27 protein-coding genes are annotated in these 21,870 nt (G+C 37.8%); 1 reads left to right on the forward strand and 26 read right to left on the reverse strand.

What is annotated here, in order from left to right; translation table 11 throughout:
• The first annotated feature begins 24 nt into the window (after positions 1 to 24).
• Positions 25 to 549 (forward strand): DUF3231 family protein, encoded by a 525-nt coding sequence (locus tag ACKF5P_RS08155; protein WP_408954716.1) that lies wholly within the window; start codon positions 25 to 27, stop codon positions 547 to 549.
• Between the two features lie 183 nt (positions 550 to 732).
• Here ACKF5P_RS08155 and ACKF5P_RS08160 read toward each other — a convergent pair whose 3' ends face one another.
• From ACKF5P_RS08160 to ACKF5P_RS08285, 26 genes are all read right to left on the reverse strand, one after another.
• A complete protein-coding gene (locus ACKF5P_RS08160; RefSeq protein ID WP_408954717.1) occupies positions 733 to 1,110 on the reverse strand; it encodes a hypothetical protein in 378 nt (125 codons plus the stop codon).
• A gap of 26 nt (positions 1,111 to 1,136) precedes the next feature.
• A complete protein-coding gene (locus tag ACKF5P_RS08165; protein ID WP_408954718.1) occupies positions 1,137 to 1,538 on the reverse strand; it encodes a DUF5675 family protein in 402 nt (133 codons plus the stop codon).
• Positions 1,539 to 1,584: 46 nt separating this feature from the next.
• The gene (locus tag ACKF5P_RS08170) at positions 1,585 to 1,842 is read right to left on the reverse strand and encodes a hypothetical protein (protein WP_408954719.1); all 258 of its coding nucleotides are present in this window, start codon (positions 1,840 to 1,842) and stop codon (positions 1,585 to 1,587) included.
• Between the two features lie 54 nt (positions 1,843 to 1,896).
• Positions 1,897 to 2,076, reverse strand: coding sequence for a hypothetical protein (locus ACKF5P_RS08175; RefSeq protein WP_408954720.1), 180 nt, complete (start codon positions 2,074 to 2,076; stop codon positions 1,897 to 1,899).
• A 71-nt stretch (positions 2,077 to 2,147) separates the two neighbouring features.
• Complete coding sequence (locus tag ACKF5P_RS08180) at positions 2,148 to 2,636, reverse strand: hypothetical protein (protein WP_408954721.1); 489 nt, start codon at positions 2,634 to 2,636, stop codon at positions 2,148 to 2,150.
• Positions 2,637 to 2,646: 10 nt separating this feature from the next.
• The gene (locus ACKF5P_RS08185; protein WP_408954722.1) at positions 2,647 to 3,258 is read right to left on the reverse strand and encodes a phage baseplate protein; all 612 of its coding nucleotides are present in this window, start codon (positions 3,256 to 3,258) and stop codon (positions 2,647 to 2,649) included.
• Positions 3,259 to 3,277: 19 nt separating this feature from the next.
• Positions 3,278 to 5,032 carry a carbohydrate binding domain-containing protein gene (locus ACKF5P_RS08190; protein WP_408954723.1) on the reverse strand — a complete coding sequence of 585 codons (1,755 nt, stop codon included), beginning with the start codon at positions 5,030 to 5,032 and terminating at the stop codon, positions 3,278 to 3,280.
• Position 5,033: 1 nt separating this feature from the next.
• Positions 5,034 to 6,017 carry a hypothetical protein gene (locus ACKF5P_RS08195; protein WP_408954724.1) on the reverse strand — a complete coding sequence of 328 codons (984 nt, stop codon included), beginning with the start codon at positions 6,015 to 6,017 and terminating at the stop codon, positions 5,034 to 5,036.
• Between the two features lie 3 nt (positions 6,018 to 6,020).
• Positions 6,021 to 6,368 (reverse strand): hypothetical protein, encoded by a 348-nt coding sequence (locus ACKF5P_RS08200; protein ID WP_408954725.1) that lies wholly within the window; start codon positions 6,366 to 6,368, stop codon positions 6,021 to 6,023.
• Positions 6,368 to 6,898: a hypothetical protein gene (locus tag ACKF5P_RS08205; RefSeq protein ID WP_408954726.1), complete on the reverse strand. Its 531-nt coding sequence runs from the start codon at positions 6,896 to 6,898 to the stop codon at positions 6,368 to 6,370. Before ACKF5P_RS08205 ends, ACKF5P_RS08200 begins: the two co-directional genes overlap by 1 nt.
• A gap of 15 nt (positions 6,899 to 6,913) precedes the next feature.
• On the reverse strand, positions 6,914 to 8,329 hold the full coding sequence (locus tag ACKF5P_RS08210) for a hypothetical protein (protein WP_408954727.1): 1,416 nt from the start codon (positions 8,327 to 8,329) through the stop codon (positions 6,914 to 6,916).
• Positions 8,329 to 12,510: a phage tail tape measure protein gene (locus tag ACKF5P_RS08215; protein WP_408954728.1), complete on the reverse strand. Its 4,182-nt coding sequence runs from the start codon at positions 12,508 to 12,510 to the stop codon at positions 8,329 to 8,331. The genes ACKF5P_RS08210 and ACKF5P_RS08215 overlap by 1 nt, the downstream gene beginning before the upstream one ends.
• Positions 12,511 to 12,526: 16 nt before the next feature.
• Positions 12,527 to 12,724, reverse strand: coding sequence for a hypothetical protein (locus ACKF5P_RS08220; protein ID WP_408954729.1), 198 nt, complete (start codon positions 12,722 to 12,724; stop codon positions 12,527 to 12,529).
• Between the two features lie 38 nt (positions 12,725 to 12,762).
• Entirely contained in the window at positions 12,763 to 13,206 is a 444-nt protein-coding gene (locus tag ACKF5P_RS08225) for a hypothetical protein (protein ID WP_408954730.1), read from the reverse strand.
• A 13-nt stretch (positions 13,207 to 13,219) separates the two neighbouring features.
• The gene (locus ACKF5P_RS08230; RefSeq protein WP_408954731.1) at positions 13,220 to 14,410 is read right to left on the reverse strand and encodes a hypothetical protein; all 1,191 of its coding nucleotides are present in this window, start codon (positions 14,408 to 14,410) and stop codon (positions 13,220 to 13,222) included.
• On the reverse strand, positions 14,410 to 14,601 hold the full coding sequence (locus ACKF5P_RS08235; RefSeq protein WP_408954732.1) for a hypothetical protein: 192 nt from the start codon (positions 14,599 to 14,601) through the stop codon (positions 14,410 to 14,412). Before ACKF5P_RS08235 ends, ACKF5P_RS08230 begins: the two co-directional genes overlap by 1 nt.
• 11 nt (positions 14,602 to 14,612) lie before the next feature.
• Positions 14,613 to 15,065: a hypothetical protein gene (locus tag ACKF5P_RS08240; protein WP_408954733.1), complete on the reverse strand. Its 453-nt coding sequence runs from the start codon at positions 15,063 to 15,065 to the stop codon at positions 14,613 to 14,615.
• Positions 15,065 to 15,403, reverse strand: coding sequence for a hypothetical protein (locus ACKF5P_RS08245; RefSeq protein ID WP_408954734.1), 339 nt, complete (start codon positions 15,401 to 15,403; stop codon positions 15,065 to 15,067). Before ACKF5P_RS08245 ends, ACKF5P_RS08240 begins: the two co-directional genes overlap by 1 nt.
• A gap of 5 nt (positions 15,404 to 15,408) precedes the next feature.
• Complete coding sequence (locus tag ACKF5P_RS08250) at positions 15,409 to 15,753, reverse strand: hypothetical protein (protein ID WP_408954735.1); 345 nt, start codon at positions 15,751 to 15,753, stop codon at positions 15,409 to 15,411.
• Positions 15,750 to 16,106: a hypothetical protein gene (locus ACKF5P_RS08255; RefSeq protein ID WP_408954736.1), complete on the reverse strand. Its 357-nt coding sequence runs from the start codon at positions 16,104 to 16,106 to the stop codon at positions 15,750 to 15,752. Before ACKF5P_RS08255 ends, ACKF5P_RS08250 begins: the two co-directional genes overlap by 4 nt.
• The gene (locus ACKF5P_RS08260; RefSeq protein WP_408954737.1) at positions 16,106 to 16,429 is read right to left on the reverse strand and encodes a hypothetical protein; all 324 of its coding nucleotides are present in this window, start codon (positions 16,427 to 16,429) and stop codon (positions 16,106 to 16,108) included. Before ACKF5P_RS08260 ends, ACKF5P_RS08255 begins: the two co-directional genes overlap by 1 nt.
• 25 nt (positions 16,430 to 16,454) lie before the next feature.
• On the reverse strand, positions 16,455 to 17,423 hold the full coding sequence (locus ACKF5P_RS08265) for a major capsid protein (protein ID WP_408954738.1): 969 nt from the start codon (positions 17,421 to 17,423) through the stop codon (positions 16,455 to 16,457).
• Entirely contained in the window at positions 17,424 to 17,837 is a 414-nt protein-coding gene (locus ACKF5P_RS08270) for a hypothetical protein (protein ID WP_408954739.1), read from the reverse strand.
• Complete coding sequence (locus ACKF5P_RS08275) at positions 17,834 to 19,096, reverse strand: DUF2213 domain-containing protein (RefSeq protein WP_408954740.1); 1,263 nt, start codon at positions 19,094 to 19,096, stop codon at positions 17,834 to 17,836. Before ACKF5P_RS08275 ends, ACKF5P_RS08270 begins: the two co-directional genes overlap by 4 nt.
• 57 nt (positions 19,097 to 19,153) lie before the next feature.
• Entirely contained in the window at positions 19,154 to 20,443 is a 1,290-nt protein-coding gene (locus tag ACKF5P_RS08280) for a minor capsid protein (RefSeq protein WP_408954741.1), read from the reverse strand.
• A gap of 16 nt (positions 20,444 to 20,459) precedes the next feature.
• Positions 20,460 to 21,860, reverse strand: a complete 1,401-nt coding sequence (locus ACKF5P_RS08285) for an anti-CBASS protein Acb1 family protein (protein WP_408954742.1) — start codon at positions 21,858 to 21,860, stop codon at positions 20,460 to 20,462.
• Positions 21,861 to 21,870 lie beyond the last annotated feature (10 nt).

Raw genomic sequence — 21,870 nt, forward strand, 5'->3', positions numbered from 1 at the left:
AATATATTACAGGAGGTAAAATAAATGCTTACACCTATTTTAGAAGAAATTGAACAAAAACTTAAGCTTAGCAAATCTAGAAGAGATAGACAAACATTGATTAACGTTTTAGAAGTTGGATATATTTGGGACATACTAACCAGTAGATATCAAACATTAGAAAATACTAAAGTTTTTTTAGGAATTGTTCAGGACTCTGATTTAAAATTTCTCCTTGAACAAGGAAAGAAATTTTTAAGCAAAGAAATTAAAAGACTAGAAGAACTATGCGTAGATTTTGGTATTCCTACAGTAAAAAAGCCGGCTGAAAATTCTCTAAGTGTCTTTGATATTGAAGTTATGTCAGATGAATATATTTATACGCATACTTTAGCAGGATTACAATCCTTTCTACCAATCCTTGTAACTGCTTTTTCTCATTCAGTTTCCCCAATGATTAGAACAACCTTTCAAGAGTTTTTAACAGAAGAATTAAATTTATATGGTAACTTCCTAGAATACGGTATGATGAAAGGATGGGTTAAATCACCACCTGCCTATAGAAGTTAACTAAAAGCTCCCAGGGCCAACGCCCTAGGAGCTAATACTATCATCTGGATCCCACTCTCGATCCAATCCCTTCTCTTCTCTTAAATCACCAACAATCTTCTGACCAAAATTATCTTTTTGCTCCAACTCAATATCGAACTGCACATCTTCACGATGCCCAGGAGCCTGATCCTGTTGGCCCTTTCAATCAATAAACTCAATCCTATCTGCCAACCTACGTTCATATATCCCTGCTTTCTCTACCCAATCACTCCCAACAGCTTGATTAATCTCCCGAATTAAAGCATCGATAACCGAACCTATAAAATTCTTAATAATAAACTTCTTAACCCGTCCAAAGCGACCTTGGCCCTCAATATGCTTCATAACCTTATCCATTACATACTTCTTCTTAACCCTGCCATCATCCCATTCTTTCTCTGCTTCTTCAATAGACTCAAAGATGATCTCCCAAGTCTCTCCCCAGAGATTATTAGCAGTTGACTGTAAGAAAGACTTGGCCAATGAAGCAATAAATCCTAACAAAATATTCTTAGTAGAACTAACAACACTACCTATCATTTAATATCATCCTCTCTTTTAATAAATCATTCATAAGTTATAACCACCTTGCAAGGTCTAGTCTTATCTAACCTGTCAACAATTTCATTGAAAGCCTTCTTCGAGTTCCAGACAGCATCTCTCCCCTTACTTTTACCTGGCAGAATACAACCGCGTGTATTTTTTGGATAGTTACCAATATGAATCTGAATGTAATCACGCTCATGTACACCAATCAACTGAATGGGGTTATAATTCCACCTACTATTGCTCTGCTCCTGATCCCTAAGATAAGCTAAATACTCTCCAGGAGGAATGCAACTTTCACCCCTCTTGTTATTTTTCCAAGGTTGCTCAAGGCACGGGCCAATCTTATCACCATTAACATACAACTCTCCCATCATAGCCTTTTTTGTTTCCGTTTTTCTTACAATTTTAATCACATCCACAAGTAATCACCTCCCCCTAAATTAAAAAAACTTCCCCTTGAGGAAGCTAGCTGAACAAACCAGGTAAATTTTCAATTCCAAACATCGTCACAAGTAACCCTCCCAACAAAACTAACAAGCCAAAGATCAACTTCCACATATTCTTAGTAAAATCACTATCCCTTTCCCCAAAATACCTCTTAAGATCTTCAACATCCTTTTTAGTAGCTGTCCCCTGCAGCTTCTCAGTATTAGCAGCTACATCCTCTTTCATATTCTCAACTTCAGTCTCTACTTTGGTAAGTCTATTATCTAAATCATTCAACATAATCCCTCCCTAAATAAAAAAAGGCCAGCTTTTACTGGCATACCATCCTCCTTATTTAAAATCAAACTTCTCTTTTAAGACCAAACAAAGATTTCCGCAATCGATATTCTTAGGACAGACTCCACAGCATCTAGGAATATTGCAGTTAGCCCTTGGCCCGTCATTACATAACTGCCACTTTTGATAATCACACTTCATTGCCTGATTATAAATCTTTTCTGGAATAGCCATCAACTCACTCCTCTGTATAGAAACATCTAGGACATTCATCTTCTTTTAATTTAGTACCACAGATAGGGCATCTACTCATCCTCCCTCAACTCCCTTATCTTAATATTTAACTCTGTAATCTCTTGTAACAACTGTTGGCCCTCCTGCTCCAGCTCTTCAATCTCTTCTTGGTCAGCTTTAGCAATCTCTAATTTAGTCTTAGCTACTGCCAACTGATCAAATTCTTTAGAAAGTCGATCCCTTTCCTGTTTAAGTTTTTCTAATTCGGTCAGTGGTGGAGTCCTACTCCAATCTTCCTTAGGCTCAATCCCATAATCTTCGATAATATATTCATTACCTTCCTGATCGTAGAAGCGTTGGCCCTTATAATCTGCTTTAACTTCCCATTCTTCTGTTTCTCGGTTGAAGATTGCTACTTCTGCTGACTCTGTTACGGGCGGTTTTTTGAAAGTAGAACGACTAGGTATAGACTCATTTTTATCTTCCACATAAAACCCATAACCACTTAGTAAACCTTTTTTATCATAGTAATACATTTTTTTAGTTTTAATTGTAATCACTCCTCTCTAATTACCCTACCCTTTTCCAAATATAAACAGTAATGTAGGGTTGTAAGTTGTTATGTGCTTGGCCTCCTCCTGCATTATTTACAGAAGTGTTATGGTTGTGCAACCCATCTTCTTCAATATGCAACATATGACGGTGAAAAAGATCAACTGAACTGGTCTTTGTTGTATTAGAAGGGTGTAAAATTTCCCAATAACTCCCACCGTCTGTCGAATTAGCTCCGATAGCTGGTATATCGTGATCGTGACTTCCTAAATTACCGACAACCCTCGAACCACTAAGATCATCTTCATCATCAGGTGGGTTATGATCGTGACTTCCCGTTGTATCCTCTGAAACAGAGTGACTATGTGAAGGCATTTCATTTTCACTCAAATTAACTTCTTTTTCTCCTCCTGTTTTCTCTACTGAATTAAAATCTGAATCATTAGGATCAACACCCACAGGAACTTTACCAGCAGCAACAGGTTGCCACTCTCCAAAGCCTAATAATTCAGCAGGGTTTGTGTTATCTTCACTATTATAATACCAACTGCCGACTGGATAAGTCATTTCTGCAATCAAATCTTTAATCTTTTTTCCACCTATTGTAGTATCTTCGCTTAGATTAGCCAATGTTAAAACCTCCTTCCCTTTATAATCCTAACCCTTCTGATAGCTCTCCTTTAACATAAAGCATACCATTTTTTATAGTAAAGTCTCCATCATAACTATAAACCCAATCTGCACCATTAACTTCTCCGTGGTTACCATTACCAGAGTAGTCAAAGACCTTGTCTCCTGCTCCTTCATTCATTCGCCATAAACCTACTAGACCTTCTTCATTTCCTGTTAGATAGTTATTATGATAGTATTTAATTTCTTCTTGTGATAACTTCCTATTAAAAAAGGCAAGTAATAATTTCATACCGCTAAAATTAGCTGTGTTATTTTGGTCTATACCTATTAATAAATTACTTGAGTTCTGAATATTGTAATCCATAGTAGAACTTCCTTTTAACTCATTATCTATATAATATTTTAATACCCCGTTATCTCTAACAAAAGCAAAACTACTTAAATCAAAATTTCCTTTCAAGTTGTCTATATTGCTCCAACTAGAGTCATTACCATCACCTATACCAAAATACATTTCGGGAGGATTACTAGCTCTTGAGAAAAATAAACCTGCACTATTATTAAATGATCTTTTAGTACAAAAAGCCACGTGTCTATGATCTTCAAAACCTTCACCTATATAAAGTACAGTAAAGTCACCAGTACCAAAATCTAACAACCCTTTGTGATCTACTTCTATAAAGCTACCCTCTCCATCAAACTCCAAAGCATCTGGAACTTCACTAAACTCATTGACTGTTATCCCATAACCTTCTCTAGTTCCTTCTACGAATGGAGTTGGGTGGGATTTAGCTTCTACTTGAACACAATCAATAAAATAATGGCCTGTTGTAGAGGTATCTCCTTTATAAAATTCCAGCTCTAAATCAGTATCGTCTCCGGGATTAAAAGTTGCTGTTATTCTAGTCCATTGGTCTTCTGGAATATCATACCTATCGAATATCCTCCTCTCATTACTTGGATAGGTGTAGGTGTTTAGTCTCATACTATCGCCATACCCGTACTCTGATGGGAGATACACCCATAGGGAAATAGTGTTATCTTCATTGGGAGTAAGAGTGTTTTCTTGTGTTGGAGAAGAAGCTCCTCCCCAATCGTGATTACCTGCGTTAACTTTCAATGAATACCTTCCAGCTTTACTCTTTCCGTTAGAATGTATAACACTATCTCCAGAATACCGTCCTTCCCAGATACCAACACCGTTTCTAAATAGAGGGTCGGTATCTTGATAGGTATTTATTACCCCCTCTGATATCTGAAACACTTTATCAGTTCTAAACTCCGAGAGTTCTCCATCTAAAAATAAATCTTTTTGTTCTTCACTTTCTTTACTTACCCACAAACCGCTCAATATAATGTATTGCTCATAATCATAATTATAATCTCGGTTATAAACAGTTATCCATACCCTACAACTAGCAGTAACAGGACTTTCAAATGATACACTATATTTTCCTTTTTCATAACTGACATCTTCACTAAATTCAATCCTATCACCAATAGTATTATTATCATCTTCATTACGAATCTGTACCCTAATTCTACCCTCGTGATCGAAGTAATTAGCTGATATTCTAACAACTTCCCCTTCTTTTACTTCAAAGTATTCACTCATGCCTCTACTCCAGTCGCTAGAAGTACCTCTATTAAAATTCGATACTTTAGCTTTGGTCAAACCTAATCTTTCTATATCAGTAGAGCCAGAAGCAACCCAATTATCTGGGTTGGGGCTTATAATGTTTTTTGGCTTTAACTCTAAAGCTCTAGTCATACTAAATCACCTCCACAAAGAAGGCTTTCTGTTCATCATCATAACCAACTCGGTAACTATTACCAAAGTCCAGATAGTCTTCAATATTAGATTTATTACCTAAAGCCCCTATTTGACTAGGAGTTACTTCGTGTGGATTGCTAGTATCCCCTTTATGACTATCTAAATCTGATTGAACAGCGTTAGCCTGTTGGTTAGCATAATCCTTGGCGTTAGATTCAGCTTGGTTTGCTTTTGATTGACTTCCTGACGTACTTTCAACTTTACTTTCTCCCACTCCGTGAACTCCTGAACTCTCTGAGTAATGTTCTTTAGCTTCCTTAAGATTAGTATCAGGGCCAACCTTCCATCCATCTTCACCAGTAATTGCTTTGATCCGATTAGCAAACCAATTTATAATTAAGCTTAATAACCCTGAATTACTATCTGTCGGGCCAACACTATCATTAACAGTCCTCTGACCTATCTTAGAATCAGTTACCGACCCGTCAGGGTGATCTAATGTTTCTTGGCTGTTATGATCATTCAGATTAGATTGAACAGCGTCAGTCTGTTGGTCAGCATAATCCTTGGCATTAGATTCAGCAGTATTAGCTTTTAATTGACTGCCTGATGTACTTTCAACCTGACTATCTCCCACCCCGTGAACTCCTGAACTCTCTGAGTAATGCTCCTTAACTTCCTTAAGATTAGTATCAGGACCAACTTTCCAATCATCATTACCAGTAATAGACTTAATCTGACTAGCAAACCAGTTAATAATTAAACTTAATAACCCTGTATTATCTGTTGGGCCAATGCTATCATCAACAGTCCTTTGACCTATTTTTTCATCAGTTACCGACCCATCAGGGTGATCTAACGTCTCCTTGCTACTATGATCTTCTAAGTCATCTTTAGCATGGTCATACTGTGTCTCCCACTTATTAGCAAGAGATTGAGTTATCACATCACCAGTAGTCCAAACAGTCTTTTCATACCCCATTGATTACTCACCTCCTAAAGCTGGATGAATACCTAAAGCCAACTCTAAATCTTCAATCTTGATTAACTTTTCTATTGTATCACCAGGTAGACCCTTAACGATTCCATACTTACAAGCCAATTCATCCTCTTCAAGTTGGCCCTCTAAATCTTCTAATTCCTGTTCTATTTCTTCCTGTTCAGCTTCTAAGCACCATTTAAATAACTCTAACCGTTTAGTTTGAAACTCAATCTCTGCTTCTGGCCCTTGTGATGTTAAGCCCCCGACACGGTGTAAGACCTTCCTGTTATTCTCTAAGTCTTTGATTGCACTTTTAATATTCTTAATCTTAGAATTAATTATTTTTGACATTAAACCACCACCCACGTAAGTTCCCAAGTAAAGGTTACTGCTATACTATCATTCTTTTCTATCGCTTCATTAAAGACAACTCTAGCATATACCCTGCCTTGATCTGTCCTCAATATTGCTTCCTTAAGATCGTTATTATTTGCATCCTCTGCTCTTAAGTAATAAATACAAGTCAGCTTCCCAGTATCTTTAGTTGTCTTAGTGATCTGATCTGCAAAGACTTCATTCTCTAACTCTTCGTCTGTATCTTCTTCCTCTTTATCACCAGTTCCCAAAGCAAAAGTTGTCAGACCTGTTACCTCTTCATTATCTAAAAAGTCCCTAATTAGATTTCTACCGTCTCGAAGGGCCAAATTATGAGTCCTTTGATGTGATACAATCTGATCAGTTTTAGTATTAACCGCTAAAATATCCACGTTAACTTTAGGTAATACACTTAAATTTGAGCTTCCTTTTAAGTTTGGCCCTGAATTAAATTTACCCTTAACAATTCTTTTTATTTTTGACCCTAGCTGAATAAAGCTTTCCAATCTACCACCACCTTTTTAAGCAATTTCACTAAATCCAATCTGTGCATAACCGACCCGACTTTCAGGGACATCAACACTGATTGAAAAATTATCCTTACAAGCTACTTCATCTTCAAATATTCTTAGATAGGTTACTACCTCATTTTCAGCAATGTTAAACTGTTGGCCCTTTCTAACCAAATCCTTAAAGAATTTCTTCCAACCTCCAAGACTTTGCCCGTCAAGGACTTCAACCTGATATCTAACAAATTGACCGTTAATGTCAAACGCTTCAACATTCCGAATTAAAAATCGATCATCAAGACCATAACGTGATAATCTAATCGGAATCAATTGGCCTGCTCTTAATCCTGGCCGGTCAGTTGTAAAATTGATTACATTAGGAATCTTACCATGTTTTCTGAGTAAACCTAATGTCTTTTCTTCTGACTGCTCTAACTGATCAATACTGCGATCATCTTCAACAGCTTCATAGATTCCCGTGCCACTTTCAACATCTCTTCTCTGGTTGATACTATTATCCAAGGTTGCCACAGTCATAATCGGGAAATAGCCAACATAGGTAATCTCTACTACATCACCTTCCCCCAATGTTGGCCCGTTTAGATCCTGATTGATATTTCTATTATTTTTTTGCCAGTAAAAATCTCTATCAGAATCAACATCCCTAACCCCTACCGACTGCTGAACTCCATTCAAATATATTTCAGGCTGTCGGGCCAACTCATGAGGTAAAGTAAAACTACGCTGACTATTATCAAGATCTTCAAAGGTAACGGTTAAAGGGTTGGTTGTACTCTTACCACCCCTTGTATATTGCTTATTTCTATAATCCTCCCGTGTCCTTCTTCTTTGTAAAGTGTTAAAGTTATCTGTATCATCAGTTAAAGAAAAAGGGGCCAAGTTAGTCCCACGAGAGTAGAAATATAACTTCTTATCATAATCAATATACCAGATATAACCCGTTATATCGCAGATTTCATCTAATGCCTGTTCAACTGTAATATAATTAAATACTGCTTTAGTAATCGTTGGCCCATCTTCAATCGTTCCTAATTCAACCCCTTCTTCTTTCAGTTTTTCTTCCCATAGCTCTTTAACTATCAAACCTGCTCTTTTACCCTCATAGACTGCAGCTATTGTTCTCCGATTAGCTATCTTATTATTATCAACACACTCTACCCGACATTCAAACCAGTTACCATTACCATACTTCTCTTCATCAACTACCTCTTCAATACTACCGTTATAATGAGACCCGTTTGAATCGACAATTAAAACTTGCTGACCAATCACAGGGATCTTATTTATAGGTATATCCATTTCAAAATTACAGGTATTAATACTGTCTAAATCATCATTCATTACAAGTGTTTCAGCATTAAGATACTTACTATAATCTTCACCAGCAACATATATCTTTAAACTCATCAAGCAACACCTGACCTTTTTAGTACCCTAACAACCTCTTTACCTAACTTTTCACCGTTATAATCACGATCGATCTTATTTCCAGTAATCACAACTTCTATATAAGTATTACCTAGTGGCTCATAATCACCATATTCATTCGGGCCAAACTCTCCTGATGCTGCTGCCAAAAATTCATCTACTCGATCAAAGGGAACTACTGCTTCGGGGCCAGCCTCTCCAATCATTGCTAATGTTGGCCCAGTTGCTATCCCGCCTTTTGCAAGCATTGGTAAAGATTCGTATTGCTCTAATAAGTTTTGAATAAGGTAAGAATCAGAATCAAAACCTTGCCCGACTAAACTATCTATGGTAGATCTTAAGCTTCTTCTTATTTCCGATAAAGCTCCTTCTTCATCACCCCAAACTTCTGCCATTCTCATAGATTCATCAATGGATTCCAACATATTATCAAGCTGCGTTTGAATCTCTTGGTCTACATCTGAACTCACTCTAGTCACTAAATTTTCAATATTTCCTATGTTATGGTCAAAAGAAGGAATCCCTTGTTGAACACCAGGGGCTTGTAATCCTTCTAAATCATCTAAAACTTCAAAGAAAGGTTGTGAGTGAGATATAATTGACTCATACCTTTTTTGAATCATATCCATTTCTTCATCAGTTATTTCTCCATCTTCAGTAGCCATTACAATCTCACCAGTCAAATCCTCCATTAAACTTTCTGTCATTTCTTGTTGCATAAATGTTCTTAGTAAACTATCCCGCATTGTCTGCTCCACAGTATCAGTAAAGCTCTCGATAAACCCTTCAAAGGTTTCTTCTTGAAAAGCACTCTGTAAACCGCTACTAATATCCTCAAAGACTATCCCCAATTCTTCTGATATCTCTGCAAATCTTTCTAAAGCATCTTCAACCTCATCTACATTTTCGATATTTATATCACTACCACCCCAAAAATCTCGCCAACCTGATGTATCATCTTCCCAATCTAATTCGGGCATAAAGTCATCTATCCCAAAATCTTGTAAAGTAGAACTGGCATCACTTAAAGCATCTTCATAACTATCAACTTGATCCATTGTGTGACTTCCTACATCTCCACCCCACAGACTTTCACCAACTCCCCCAACTAAATTACCAACAGCAGCCCCCAATTGGGGTGATCCAAATAAAGCCCCAATTCCTGATCCTAAACCTTGTGTAACTGATGAGCCTGTTGAACCATCACCAGCCATTAAACCTTCCAATCCACCAAATAAACCAGCACTTAACATATCACTTCCGCCGATTTCATCTAAAGATAATTCATTGAAACTATCAGCTAATTGGCTTAAGCCTTGGCCCATATCTGAAAACATACCCTCAATGCTCTCAAAGACAGTCAATCCTTCTTCTAAATCACCAGTAATAGTATCAGTTAAAAAACCTGTAAAGGCTTCTTCAATATTATCAAGGGTATTCTCACCATCAGCTAAAGCATTAAATAAATCAGTTACAGTATTAATTAAATCCTCTGTCTTTTCTTGTTGTTCATCTAAACCATCATTATATCCATCTTGAGCCTCTTCTAATTCATCATAATACTCTTTTAGTTGCTGGATTGCACTAGATTGTGGATCAATACCTTGTCTAATCAAGTTATTAATAGTCAATTCTACATTCCTTTGAGTCTGCTCTAATTGATCAAAGCTATCTCCCCAAACTTGATTCATATTAGCAGCAACTTCTATATCATCAACCAAACCCTTTAGTTCATCTTTAGTAAAATCATCTAATGCCACACCTAAAACCTCAACCTGATCCTTGCTTTCATCAACCATATTAGGAAAATGGTATTTACTTATTTCAAAAAGATTATCTTCTGCTTCATCGGTAAGTAATTCAAATTGATTCACACCACTATCCATAGCTTTAGAAAGATCTCTGTTAAAGATTTTATCAATATCATCAACCATATCTGGCACATAAGAGTTACCAACAACAGCTGAATACATATTAGATGCACCGTCAGTTACTCTACCAAACATATTTCCAGCAGTTTCAGTCGCTTTTCCTAATCTAGTCTCTCCAAACCAATTCTGAACTCCTTGCACGGTATCTTCAACAGTACCGAGCAGATCATTTTCTAATATTCTTTTAATCCTATCAACTTGCCTTCTAAAGAATCCTCTAACATTGGACATAACTCTATCAGTTGTCTTTTCTAATGAACCTAAAGCACCTTCAAAGTCACCAGTTAATAATTTAGCAATAGAAGTTATTACACCATCAATTATATCTAATAAGTTTATAAATGAAACCTCAACCACATCAGATAAAAACCCAATTAACTCTCCAAATGTAGCTTTGAATAAATCTTTAAATCTATCTATTTGTTCTGAATTTTCATCAAGCACACTTCTGACATTATCTCTTAACTCATTAAAAGATTCTTGTAATTGGGCCAACGATTCTCCAACATTACCTAATCTACCAGTTATCGAAGAAGTATTAATTGTAATATTATCTGCTATAAAATCAAATGCAGATTCAACAAGAGCACTAAGGTCATTAATCGTACCATCTAACTGGTCAAATAGCTCAAATTGAACTCCAAACTGTTCTTCTAATACATTACTTAGATTAGTAAACTGCCGATCTACAAACCCGATATAAGTATCAATTATATTCTCAACTGTACCAATTGAACTATCCCAAGCACCTTCAAAGTCACCTTCAAGTAACTTCCCGAAAACATCTAGCACACCAGATACAGTTGCAAAGCCAACCTCAACTTTAGTCACGAATTGATCTATATAATAATTACCGACTAAATTTAATACAGTTGAAACAATCTCTTGCAAATTTTCAAACCCTTCATTGTTGGCCCTAATAGATCCTAATATATCCTCAAATCCACCACCAACAACATCTTTAAAACGTGTCATATTATCCATAACCATCGGTAATAAAGTTTCTGCAATATCTCCTAATGTACCAAAGACTAACCCGATCATTTTACCTAAATCATCTAAGGTCTCACTATTTTCAGCAAACTTCTGTTGTAGACTATCCATAATAATTTGCATCTCATCTGCTTCGGGTAACAATTCCCTGAATCCAGATATTACCGAGTTTATAGCAGGTAAAAAGGCAGTACCAAAGATAATCTGTAAAGTATCCATCTGATTACTAAGTAGCTGCATTTGATTCTCCGTTGCTTGGGCTGCTGTCTCAAACTCTTCATTAAGGGCAGTCGCATTTTCAAACTGGCTATTGGCATATTCAAAACCTTCTGTAACCCCTTCTAGGTTTTTAGATAGTCCTGATAATGCTTGAGTAGATACTTGACCAAAAACTTTTCTTAACTCTTCGGCTTCTTCTCCACCCTCTCCCATTCTCTGGGCCAACATCTTAATCAACCCAGCAGGATTATTATTTCTCATAAACCTAAACTCATCATTGGTCATTCCAAAACTCTCTGATAAAGCTTCAACCCGATTAGGATCTAACAGCTCATTAGATAATGTTCTTAAGTGAGTACCAGCAACCTCTGAACTGGTTGATACTTCATTCATAGCAGCATTAATCCCTAAGATCTCTTCTTGCTGTAATCCTAAATCACTTAAAGCAGCAGATGATCTAACCGTACTATCTACAATCTCAGAAGCACTGGCCCCCATATTATTAGCCAATTCATTAACTGCCGATCCTAACTCCTCCACATTTTCAACAGGCAGATCCATTAGGTTAGTCAATCGAGCAAATGAATCGGCTGCCTGTTCTGCTGATAGATCAGTAGCAGTTGACATCTTAGCAGTTACTTCTGTAAAGTTCTCTATATTGTCAACTCCTTCAATACCAAGCCTTCCCGCCTGTTCTGCTATCCCTGCCAACTCTTGATGGGCCAGCGGTATAGTATTAGCCATGTTCAATATAGAAGCTGTCATTTTGTCAGCAGTTTTAGGATCGGTTACCTTCTCAACCTCAACCATAGCACTCTCAAACTCAATTGCTTTTTCAGTTGCATCAGCAAACCCTTTAACTGCCAATGCTGTTAAAGCAACTCCTGCTGCTCCTGCTATCGCCTTAAAGTTACTCAACTCTTTAGCTGCACTCTTCATCCCCCGAGTAAACCCTCTTGTATCTGCTCCAACCTGAATCTCAACATTACCATCATCTAATGCTGGTGCAAAAGCCAAATTTGACACCTCCCTTCTAATTCAAATTAAACCTATCCTTAAACTTCTTCATCCCCTTCCAGTCACTCTCCGACGGGCCAAACTTTTTGCCAGTCTTTTTTTGTAACCTCTTCTTCCTCCTCTCATTAGAACAATAATACCCATGCATCAAAAGACTCATCTCTTTAAAGGTCAATCCATAAAAGGAAGTTGGCCCGTGAAAGGTATAGCCCATCTTATGAAGCCATAAAACAAACTCAGCCTCCTGGTTAATTAGTTTTTTATATCATCTTTTTCTTGATTTTCTTCCGCTTTTTCATCTAACTCAATATCAACACTATGATCCTGATTAACCTTTAACCTCTTAAGCTTAACATCACTCACACCAAAGAGAGCAAACAAAATCTCTTGCACAGCCATAGGCCTCATATCCTCAACATCTTCCTCAGTAAAATCAGACATATCAGGAACCTTAAATCTCTGGCACAACTCAGCAACTACATCAGACCCCATCTTCTTTAAATCCTCTATCTCCTCTTTATACTGCTCTATTGTTCCATAAGTAAGCGGTACAACCTTTACCTTGCCATACTTAGTTGTAGTCATTTCAGGTAACAGGTTCCCCTCTTCATCACGAGGAACTTTAAAAGCTGATATATCTGCAAACTCCTCTTCTTGCTGCACCTTGTCATTTTGCTTTTGTTCTTCCTTAGCCAATTAAACCACTCCCTTAATTTCTTTTTTCAATCTCTAAACCTTCACCACTAAAGTTATTATCCAAACTCATAACAGCTTGCCCTTCCTCTATATCTCGACTTGGCCCGTCAACTAGGACTGCTTTCTTAATTTTTACAATCGTACTGGTTAACTTCCAAGTAATATCTTTAGCAACCGTCTGTAAATGCTCCAAAATACGATCGTGACTTGCAGCTTCACCATATACAGTAGCAGATAGTTGAGTCTCCCTGTTAGTCTCATTGATTCTCCACTTTTTGCTATTATGTCGAGGAGTAGTATCCAAGTTATTAGCAACTGATAAAGAGACGGAGCTGATATCAAAGGCAAACTCTTCCTCATTTCTTTCGATTTCATCCCCTAAGAAGTATTCATAATCGGTTCCAAGCTCCTCTGCATGACTACCCACACCTAATGGTGGCACTCCTAAATCACCCTCAACCCCATCATAAGTCTCCTTACCATTGATAGTCATTAAGAGATTACCGTCACTATCCTCAATAGTTAAATCACCTTGGCACTCTTGACTTAGATAAGAAACATCAATACTTTCAAATTCAGAAGTTGTTGTTACTTCTGTTTCTCCATTAATCTCAATTGTCTCTGATGTATTTGCTCCTTCATCCTCAATCGTTAATTCTTGGCCAACATCTTCCTGATTGTTGGACTTAATAGTTAATAGAGTAGCCCCAGCAGGCTGATCAATCTTATAAGGTCTAACCTTTTCAAACTGATAATTCAAGGTTATTGGAATCGGTTGACTACTATCTGGCTCACCTTCAATCGATACATCACCAATCTTTCCACCTGTACCAACTGTATAAGTATGAAAACCTGCTCCGGCAGCTCCTCCTTTATGATGCTTCTCTCGATCGACTAAGGTATGAGAATTAGGTAGCTCATTATCCTCATCACGGGCCAACCCATCGTAAGCAGGATCATCTACTAAAAATCTCTGTAAATCATAAGTTAGGTCAACATTATGTGTCTCAACACTAGCATGATGCCCCTTAGGATCAGGATTACCAATCCCTCGTTGTGGTTCTATATTGGCATCAGGATTCCAGTTAATCTGCCTGACATTATCAGAAAATAATCCCCAATCAGGATCGACAGGGGTAACTCCCATCTCATCCTCTCTTACAAACTCAATCCTATGCTTTCTCAATCCACCCTCTTGTGGCATTAATCATCACCCTCCTTCTTATCTTTCGGGCCAACTTCCTTAACAACTATACTCTCAAATCTCTCAACCAACTCTTTACCTACTTCCTCAGGAACCTGAGCAGTACCATTAGCACTAAAGAATATTGGCCCATCTGTTAATCCTTTAACCTTCAACTTCTTAGTCTGTTTATTTTTATTCTCAATCCACATCTAACCCCTCCCTAACGTCTTGTATACCTATTGTAAGCAACTATATTCAAATATCTATAAATCTTTGGAGAGATATCCGTTTGATCTAAACTGACTTTTCTCTGATAGCCAATCAACTCCAACTCCTCAAGCTTGTCATAATTATCATCAATTATCCTTTCAATCTCCTTGCTCATTACAAAGACCAAGCTTTTAGGATCATTATGACAGTTACGATTAGCCCAGGTATTGACATCAAGCGTTCCATCGAATCTCTTCGTTGGCCCGCCTTGAGAAGTTATCCCGTGATAGTCTCCATTTTCATCATCACCAGTTACAGTCACCTGGGCCAACTTTAATCCTTGCTCATACCAGCCAGTAGAGAATTTAGGAGTAACCCCTAGGGTATTCTCTAGCTTCCATTCTTTTTCTAGCAATGATTTAATCACCAACTTAGGGTCAGTCAGAGCTATTTGATTACTCATCATCTCACCCTTTCACAGCTTAACTTTTGAAACCCATCACCAACAGGATTGGTCGTTACTATCCGGAACTGTTGGCCCTTGTACTCCAGTCTTTCATCCAACTGATCATCAATCTCTTTATTCCCATCAATCATAATCTCAACTGCTACCTGCTTGACCTTGCCTGCTGCAGTCTCAATCTCTCTTGGATTACTCCTGAAACGTAAAAAACCCCGAATTGTCTCGGGGTCTTCCTCATAAATAGGATCGCCATGATTATTTTCGCCAACCTTTTTCTTACGATAATAAGTCAACTTCTTACCATGCCTCTTTAAATCAGCTTCTAGATTATTACTCATCAATTTCACCTTCTAATTCTTTCAGCTTCAATGCTCGCTTTAAGATTGCCAGTATCCACAGGACAGTATTTCTTGGCTAATCTTTCAATCCTTAAAGCTACCTTCTTAATCAGATCATTAATTCCATCAGCTTCTCTTTCTAATCTAGGTAGCTCTTTTAAGACTTCTTTAGCTGCCCTCCTCATATAAGATTGGGCTTCCATATTCTCAGCCCCGTACTCAACGTACACAGCATATGAACTTCCAGTCCCCACCACCCAACCATCAACATCTTTGACACTACCAATCGCCCTATTAAGATCATTAATAATTCCATCTATCCCCTCTAATCCTTTAAAGCTAAAACTCATAGAGCTGTAAACATTCCTTTCTTGGCCCCTAGTTTAGCCAAAATACCGGTATGATCCAACACTTTAGCAGTCTGACCATACATACTGCCATCAAGCCCTTTATCCATCATTGGCCCTTCATACTTATATTGATTCTCCATGATCCTTTTTTCCTTAACCCGTGGTGCAGCTACCGAAGCAAAGTGAGCTGCCAGCCACTTCTCAATCTCCTCCAACTCTTCTTCACTCAAGCCTTTATCGATTAAATGTTTATTGACCTGAATATTAGCAGTCTTAATAAAGGCATCGAGTTTATTCTCATCCATCTTAAACTCAGCAATCTCTAACACTTCCCCAGGGCCAACCCTAGCCATTACTGGTCACCTTCTTTTTTAAGCTCCACCAATGCTTCAAGTGCCTTTTGTTGACCCTGTACATTCTCACCATTAGGCAACTCATACCAACCACTCTTTTTCTGCTTCAACTCCTCCATCAATCCTTCAATCTCACCTTGTGATAGATCATCTAAAGAAAAGTTAGAACCATACTTAGATTGTTGCCCCTTAGCTGGTCTAAACTTATCCTTAAAACTCTGATATTGACTTTCAGTCAACTCAACAATATCACCCTTAGTTAATTCGGTACGCCCTCCATCACTAGGGATAGAGTGCGTACCTTTGATTAATTCATATCTCAACCTACTCCCTCCAATCTAATTACTTTTAGCTATAATGAACAATTCCTGTTACTTCATTCTTATTTCTCTTAACCCGTGGAGCCATAGCAGCCATCACCTTATACTGCATCTCCATTCCACCATAACTCTCCCATTCAACAGTCTGTACATCTTCACCAATTGATAAGTCAACAACATTAGATGTCATCTGAACTAATACTACATCATCTTTAGGAGTACCAGGAGAATTTTTAATCTCTTCTAGCCCAGGTAAGTTTGTAATTCGATCTAAAGCAGTCTGATCTGATCCATCAACATAATTAAATAACTTATCATATCTGTTGGCCCCTAAATAGAGATAAAACGGGCCAATAAAGCCTTTGTTGATTAGCTTAAAGATCATCTCTTTAATATCTTTATAGATAACATCTGCTCCAGTAGTCCAGTCCGATAAACTTCCAGTAAATCTACCAGGTACATTACAATAACCATAAATCTTGGCCCCATCTACTGAGACATCTGCCCCTTTAAAGATCATCTTCTCCATAGCAGTATTGACCACTCTTGTTGACTCATCAGCTTCAGTAGTATCTAAATTTCTTCCATTCTGCCTAGCAGCTAATAGCCTTCTAATATTAATCCTGAAGTTAGAGTGAAGCACAGGGATTGGAACACCAACCTCATCATAATCTGTATGTTCTTCTTGGCCACCACTTGTCCCAGACATATCAATCTGAGCCTCTTCCTTCTCTCCTCTACGTGGATAACCATCCATCGTAGTTCCTAAACCACCGTTATCCCGATCCAGTCCATTCTCAATCAAATCATTAACAGCAACTAAATTCTTATAACTGATAGTCACCACTCGACTATCAATCTGCTTCCATTCATCCTTCTTTAAAATACTATTTGTCCGCAGTGAGTTCAAACGTAACCCACTATTGATTAAAGTTAAAATCTTATTATTTGCCATCCCTAAACTTTTAGGGCTCGAAACTTGTGCAACTTTTGTCATTTATAACACCTCCACGTCTATTCTGACAGCCTCTTCACCTGTCGAGTTATTAATCTCTTCTAAAGCCTGGGCCAACACTTCTCCACTTTCAGTTTTGGCCCTTAGCGAACCATCACCAGCACTCTCTAAAAAATCACCTTTCTCAACACTCTCTCCTGGTGCTAAAAAGGTATGAACTTCATCACCTTTCCTAAAGTAACGGAACTTAATCCGTTCACCTTCTTCAATATCCTGGTCAATACCTCGACCAACAAAATCAGCTTCCACTGCAAAAGTACTAGCAGCTAAACCACCAGCTTGATTATGTTTGACTACATTCTCTCGATCTGCTCCATCTACCAACTGCCCTGGAGTAATCTTCTCTCCAGCAGTCCCCTCTTTATGAGGATTAGTATTTCTAGTTATTGCCTTCATTCGCTATCCTCCTCCTTCTTTCTATTTCTCAACAAGACCGGCTTAGGCTGACTAACTTCCTCTTCATTATTCTCTAAATCAGCACCTAAGTTAATAGGACCACCTTGTCCAGCGTAATTTGAATTAGCTACCCGGGCCAACTTCTCTAGATAATCAACAGGTAACTCCTGAAGCTCTTCTTTCTCTCCTAAATCCTGTTCAGCATTAGTGATGATCTCAACCAACTCATCCTTCTTCTCCTGCTTATTGCTTTGAATATCACCCTCTAAACTCTCAACCTTTTCAGTCAATTGATTAACACTATTGACTACCTGCTGCAACATCTCATTATCAACATTCTCTAACCCAGCTTGCCCCTGATTATTCTGCTGTTGGCCCTGGCTAGAATTATTCGTTTGATTAGACTGTTGGCCCTGATCACAATCAAGCCCCTTAGCAATAGTAGCCAACTGTTTCACCTCCATCTCTGCTAACAAATCCTTAGAATTAGCAGTAAATCCTGACCCTTCACAATTAACAATCTGCTCAATTAACTTCTCTTTATCCATCTTTTCACCCCTCTTAAACATATTAATTACTTTACTAAAACCCTTATTAATAGCTTCGATCACACTATTAGATTCAGACTGATTAGTCTTAATTCCACAACCATCTTCAACACTACAAGCTCCAGTATCATTCGGTAAAACAGCCAAATGATCCGGTAAGATATTTCTTTGAACACCATTATAGCTTTGGCCCTTAAATACTCCTTCAGCTCGCTCTACCAATCGATAATAACCAGTAGATACCTCAACAGCTTCTTCTCCTTCTTCAATAATGTCCAAAACTTCCTTAGCTTCTCCGCCAAACTGCTGGCACCTTTCAATATCAAGCCAAACTTCACCCTTCAACTCCTCTGCTTCAAAGTCAAAGCTGACATTATGGAAGCGACCAATATAATAATTCTCTCTGACATCAAGCCTGTTGGCTGCCACCTTCTGACCCTCCTTAGTTGGATGATTAAGAGTCAAAGGTACACCTTCCCAACTCTGCCAACTGTAAGCCAATTCATCAAAAGGCAACTTCTCACCATTGAGCACCTTAGGCTTAACTGCAACTACTGGAGCCACTAAATACTCTCGATTTAAATAAGTCTCCCTTCTAGTCTTGTTAATAGTAATAGTAGCCTGATTGACAACCAACTGATAATTGGGCTCGTTATTGACTACTAACTCTTGCTTATTGTTATGAGCAAAACCAGCAATCTTTCTAAACACCTTCTCACCTCCCTTCAAAATATAAAAAACACCCCTTCAGGTGTTGAGTTATCTATATTAAATTACAGGCAACCAAGCACAACGACAGTTACCCGACCAAACTGTTTTACCATTCCTTCTTACCAATAAAATATGCCACTTAGGCAACTCAACATCATACACCATTCCACTATAATCAACCCTTTTTATATTAAGATTATTGGAGTTAATTTTACTTTCACTAGTTAACAATGAAAAATCTTTTTGTTTAACCACTTCTTTCATTGACTTAATAATCATTCTCCCATTTTCTAAAATTGGTTGATTGTGATCCGGAGTTACCATCAAATCTAGAGAATCACCAGTTAAGTGATACATTGGCCCTTCATATTGATAACTTATAAATTTATCATAAGGTAAATAGCCAACCTCTAAATCATCTGGGTTTCTGCTAAAAATCTTTTCATGCCCCTTTAACTCTTTAAATAATTTCCACCCTTCATCTGTAAAGACTTCTGTCTTAGAATCGAAACAATTAGGATGAACAGGGATTATCCCCCTTGCTTCTTTAAGTGTAAATGTCCTACCACCAAGGCTCCGACAGAGATCACAAACTCTATCATCACCAGCATGACTAAACTCTATCTCTGCTGCTACCTCTCCAATCCCATACTCCTCATATCTATTAAGAGTACTTTCAGCGTGAGATCTGATTATCTCTGTCCGGGCCAACGTCCTAGCCCGAGTAATCCCTATCTTAGAGACTCGATCATTAATATTTCTAGCTATCTCTCTAGGGTTTAGCCCTTGGCCCATACCTTCAGCTAAAACCCTACTGACCTGTTGATCTACTTCCTCAGTTATCCCTCTTAATTCCTGAAAGTTTCGAGTATATAGCAAACCTAACTTATCAGCATGGATTGGCTTAGCTAGAGTCAAACTCAAATCATCATCTGGCACAGTTAAACCTAACTTCTTCATCTTACTATCAGCTTGTTTTAATCCCTTCTCATAAGCTGATTTAATATATATATTCTGCCACTCTTTTCTCTTAACTGCCTCCCTGCCATCCCGTTCCATTATTTCTAATACCCCTACATCTACTGCTTCATCCAACCAAGCCATAAAAGTTTCAACCTTCTCAGCATCATTTTCAAATTCAAAGTTTCTGGGAATAAAAATCTTTTCATTAGCAGCTTGGCCCTTAAGATGTAATGCATCATACTCAATCAATACTTTCCTGATCGCCCCTTTGATTCTACGCCACCTTTTATACATTTCAGCACTATACTTCTGCCTTAAGACCTTACTGCGAGTAGGATCAGTCTTATTATATACCAGGGCCAAATTCCCACATATTCTACACATCGTTGTTGGCCCTCCTTTATCTATTCTTTAATCTTTTAAAATAATTGTGAACTTCCTCTTCTTCCTCAGGCAATAAATCATTCTCACCAATCAAATACTCCTCTGCTATCTCAGGCTCTAATCCTAAATACTTCTCTCTAAACTCAGCCGGTGCAACTATCAACTCCGAACTACCACCACTATATTGATTAATAGCCCTAGCATAATTTAAGACTCGCTCACTTTCTTCCATCTCATTTAGCTCAAATAAATTAGGCCATTCAACCTCAAAACCAGTCTCTGGTTGACTTACTGCTCCTATTTCAATCAACTTTTCAATAAGTGGCTCTAAAATCAAAGGTTGAGCATAGTTGGCCCGTCGTTCATTAATTTTTTCTACCCAATTTCTTTCGTCTTGACTGCTGGCCAACTCTCCTCGTTCACTACCTAATAATATTCGCTTAGGAATCCCAGTCACTGCTGAGATAAGAGAGATAATAATATCAAAAGGGTTACTAGGGTCTTCAATATTAGTAGTTAATGTATTAATATCTACTCCCTTCGTCCCAATATAATCTCTTAAGTTATGAACCAACTCATCTATTTGTTCATCCAGCTTACCAAGATCAATATCATATTCCTCTCTCACATCAGCATGATACTTATTACTAGCATTCTTCCAATAGGTCTCAGCACTACCTCCAACTATCTTCATCAGATCATCAAGTAGATTATATACATTCTTTAACCGAGGAGTACCTAAGACCTCATTCTCCAATAAACCTTCAGCTAAATGAATGACTCTGCTATGATGAACAATTACATTACCAGCTTTAAATCCTTTAGGTGGATCATCACCAGTTAGATCTATCTTATAAAATTTAGGGTTACCAAATCTTCTGTTAGTCTGATCAGTCTCCCATTGATTAATCTTAGCTGACCCTTCACTATAAACACTCAAATATAATACATCCTCTGGACCATTTAATGAATCTTTCTCCAAAGGCTTACTAAAGTCATTACCATTAGGATCAGCTGTCCCTAAGAGTATAACCCCATAACGACCAATCCCAGATAATATATCAGCTCGCTTTAACTTATTAAACAACTTTGTATTCTTAACTACTGTTGCTAAGTCTTTTTCAAAGTCAGTTTCATCATCTTTTTTCTTATCCTGCTCCTTAATTATCGCCTTCTTCTTCCAGGTAGTCTTAGCAGGCTTCTCTACTATTGTCTTAGCTATATCTTGCCTGTCATATTTGGCCCAGTAATCTTCAAAAGTTAACTCATCTTTATAGCCTAAGGTTTGATAGTAATTCCTCTCCCCTGCAAAAGAAGCACCTGCTTTATTAGCTAACTTACTTCGAGCAGAAATCAATGAATTAGCTACCATTCTACCTAGCTGCTCTACAGCATCAATCTCTTCTCCATCGGCCATAATCTCCCTC

Source organism: Natroniella sp. ANB-PHB2, assembly GCF_046097105.1.
Taxonomy (GTDB): domain Bacteria; phylum Bacillota; class Halanaerobiia; order Halobacteroidales; family Halobacteroidaceae; genus Natroniella.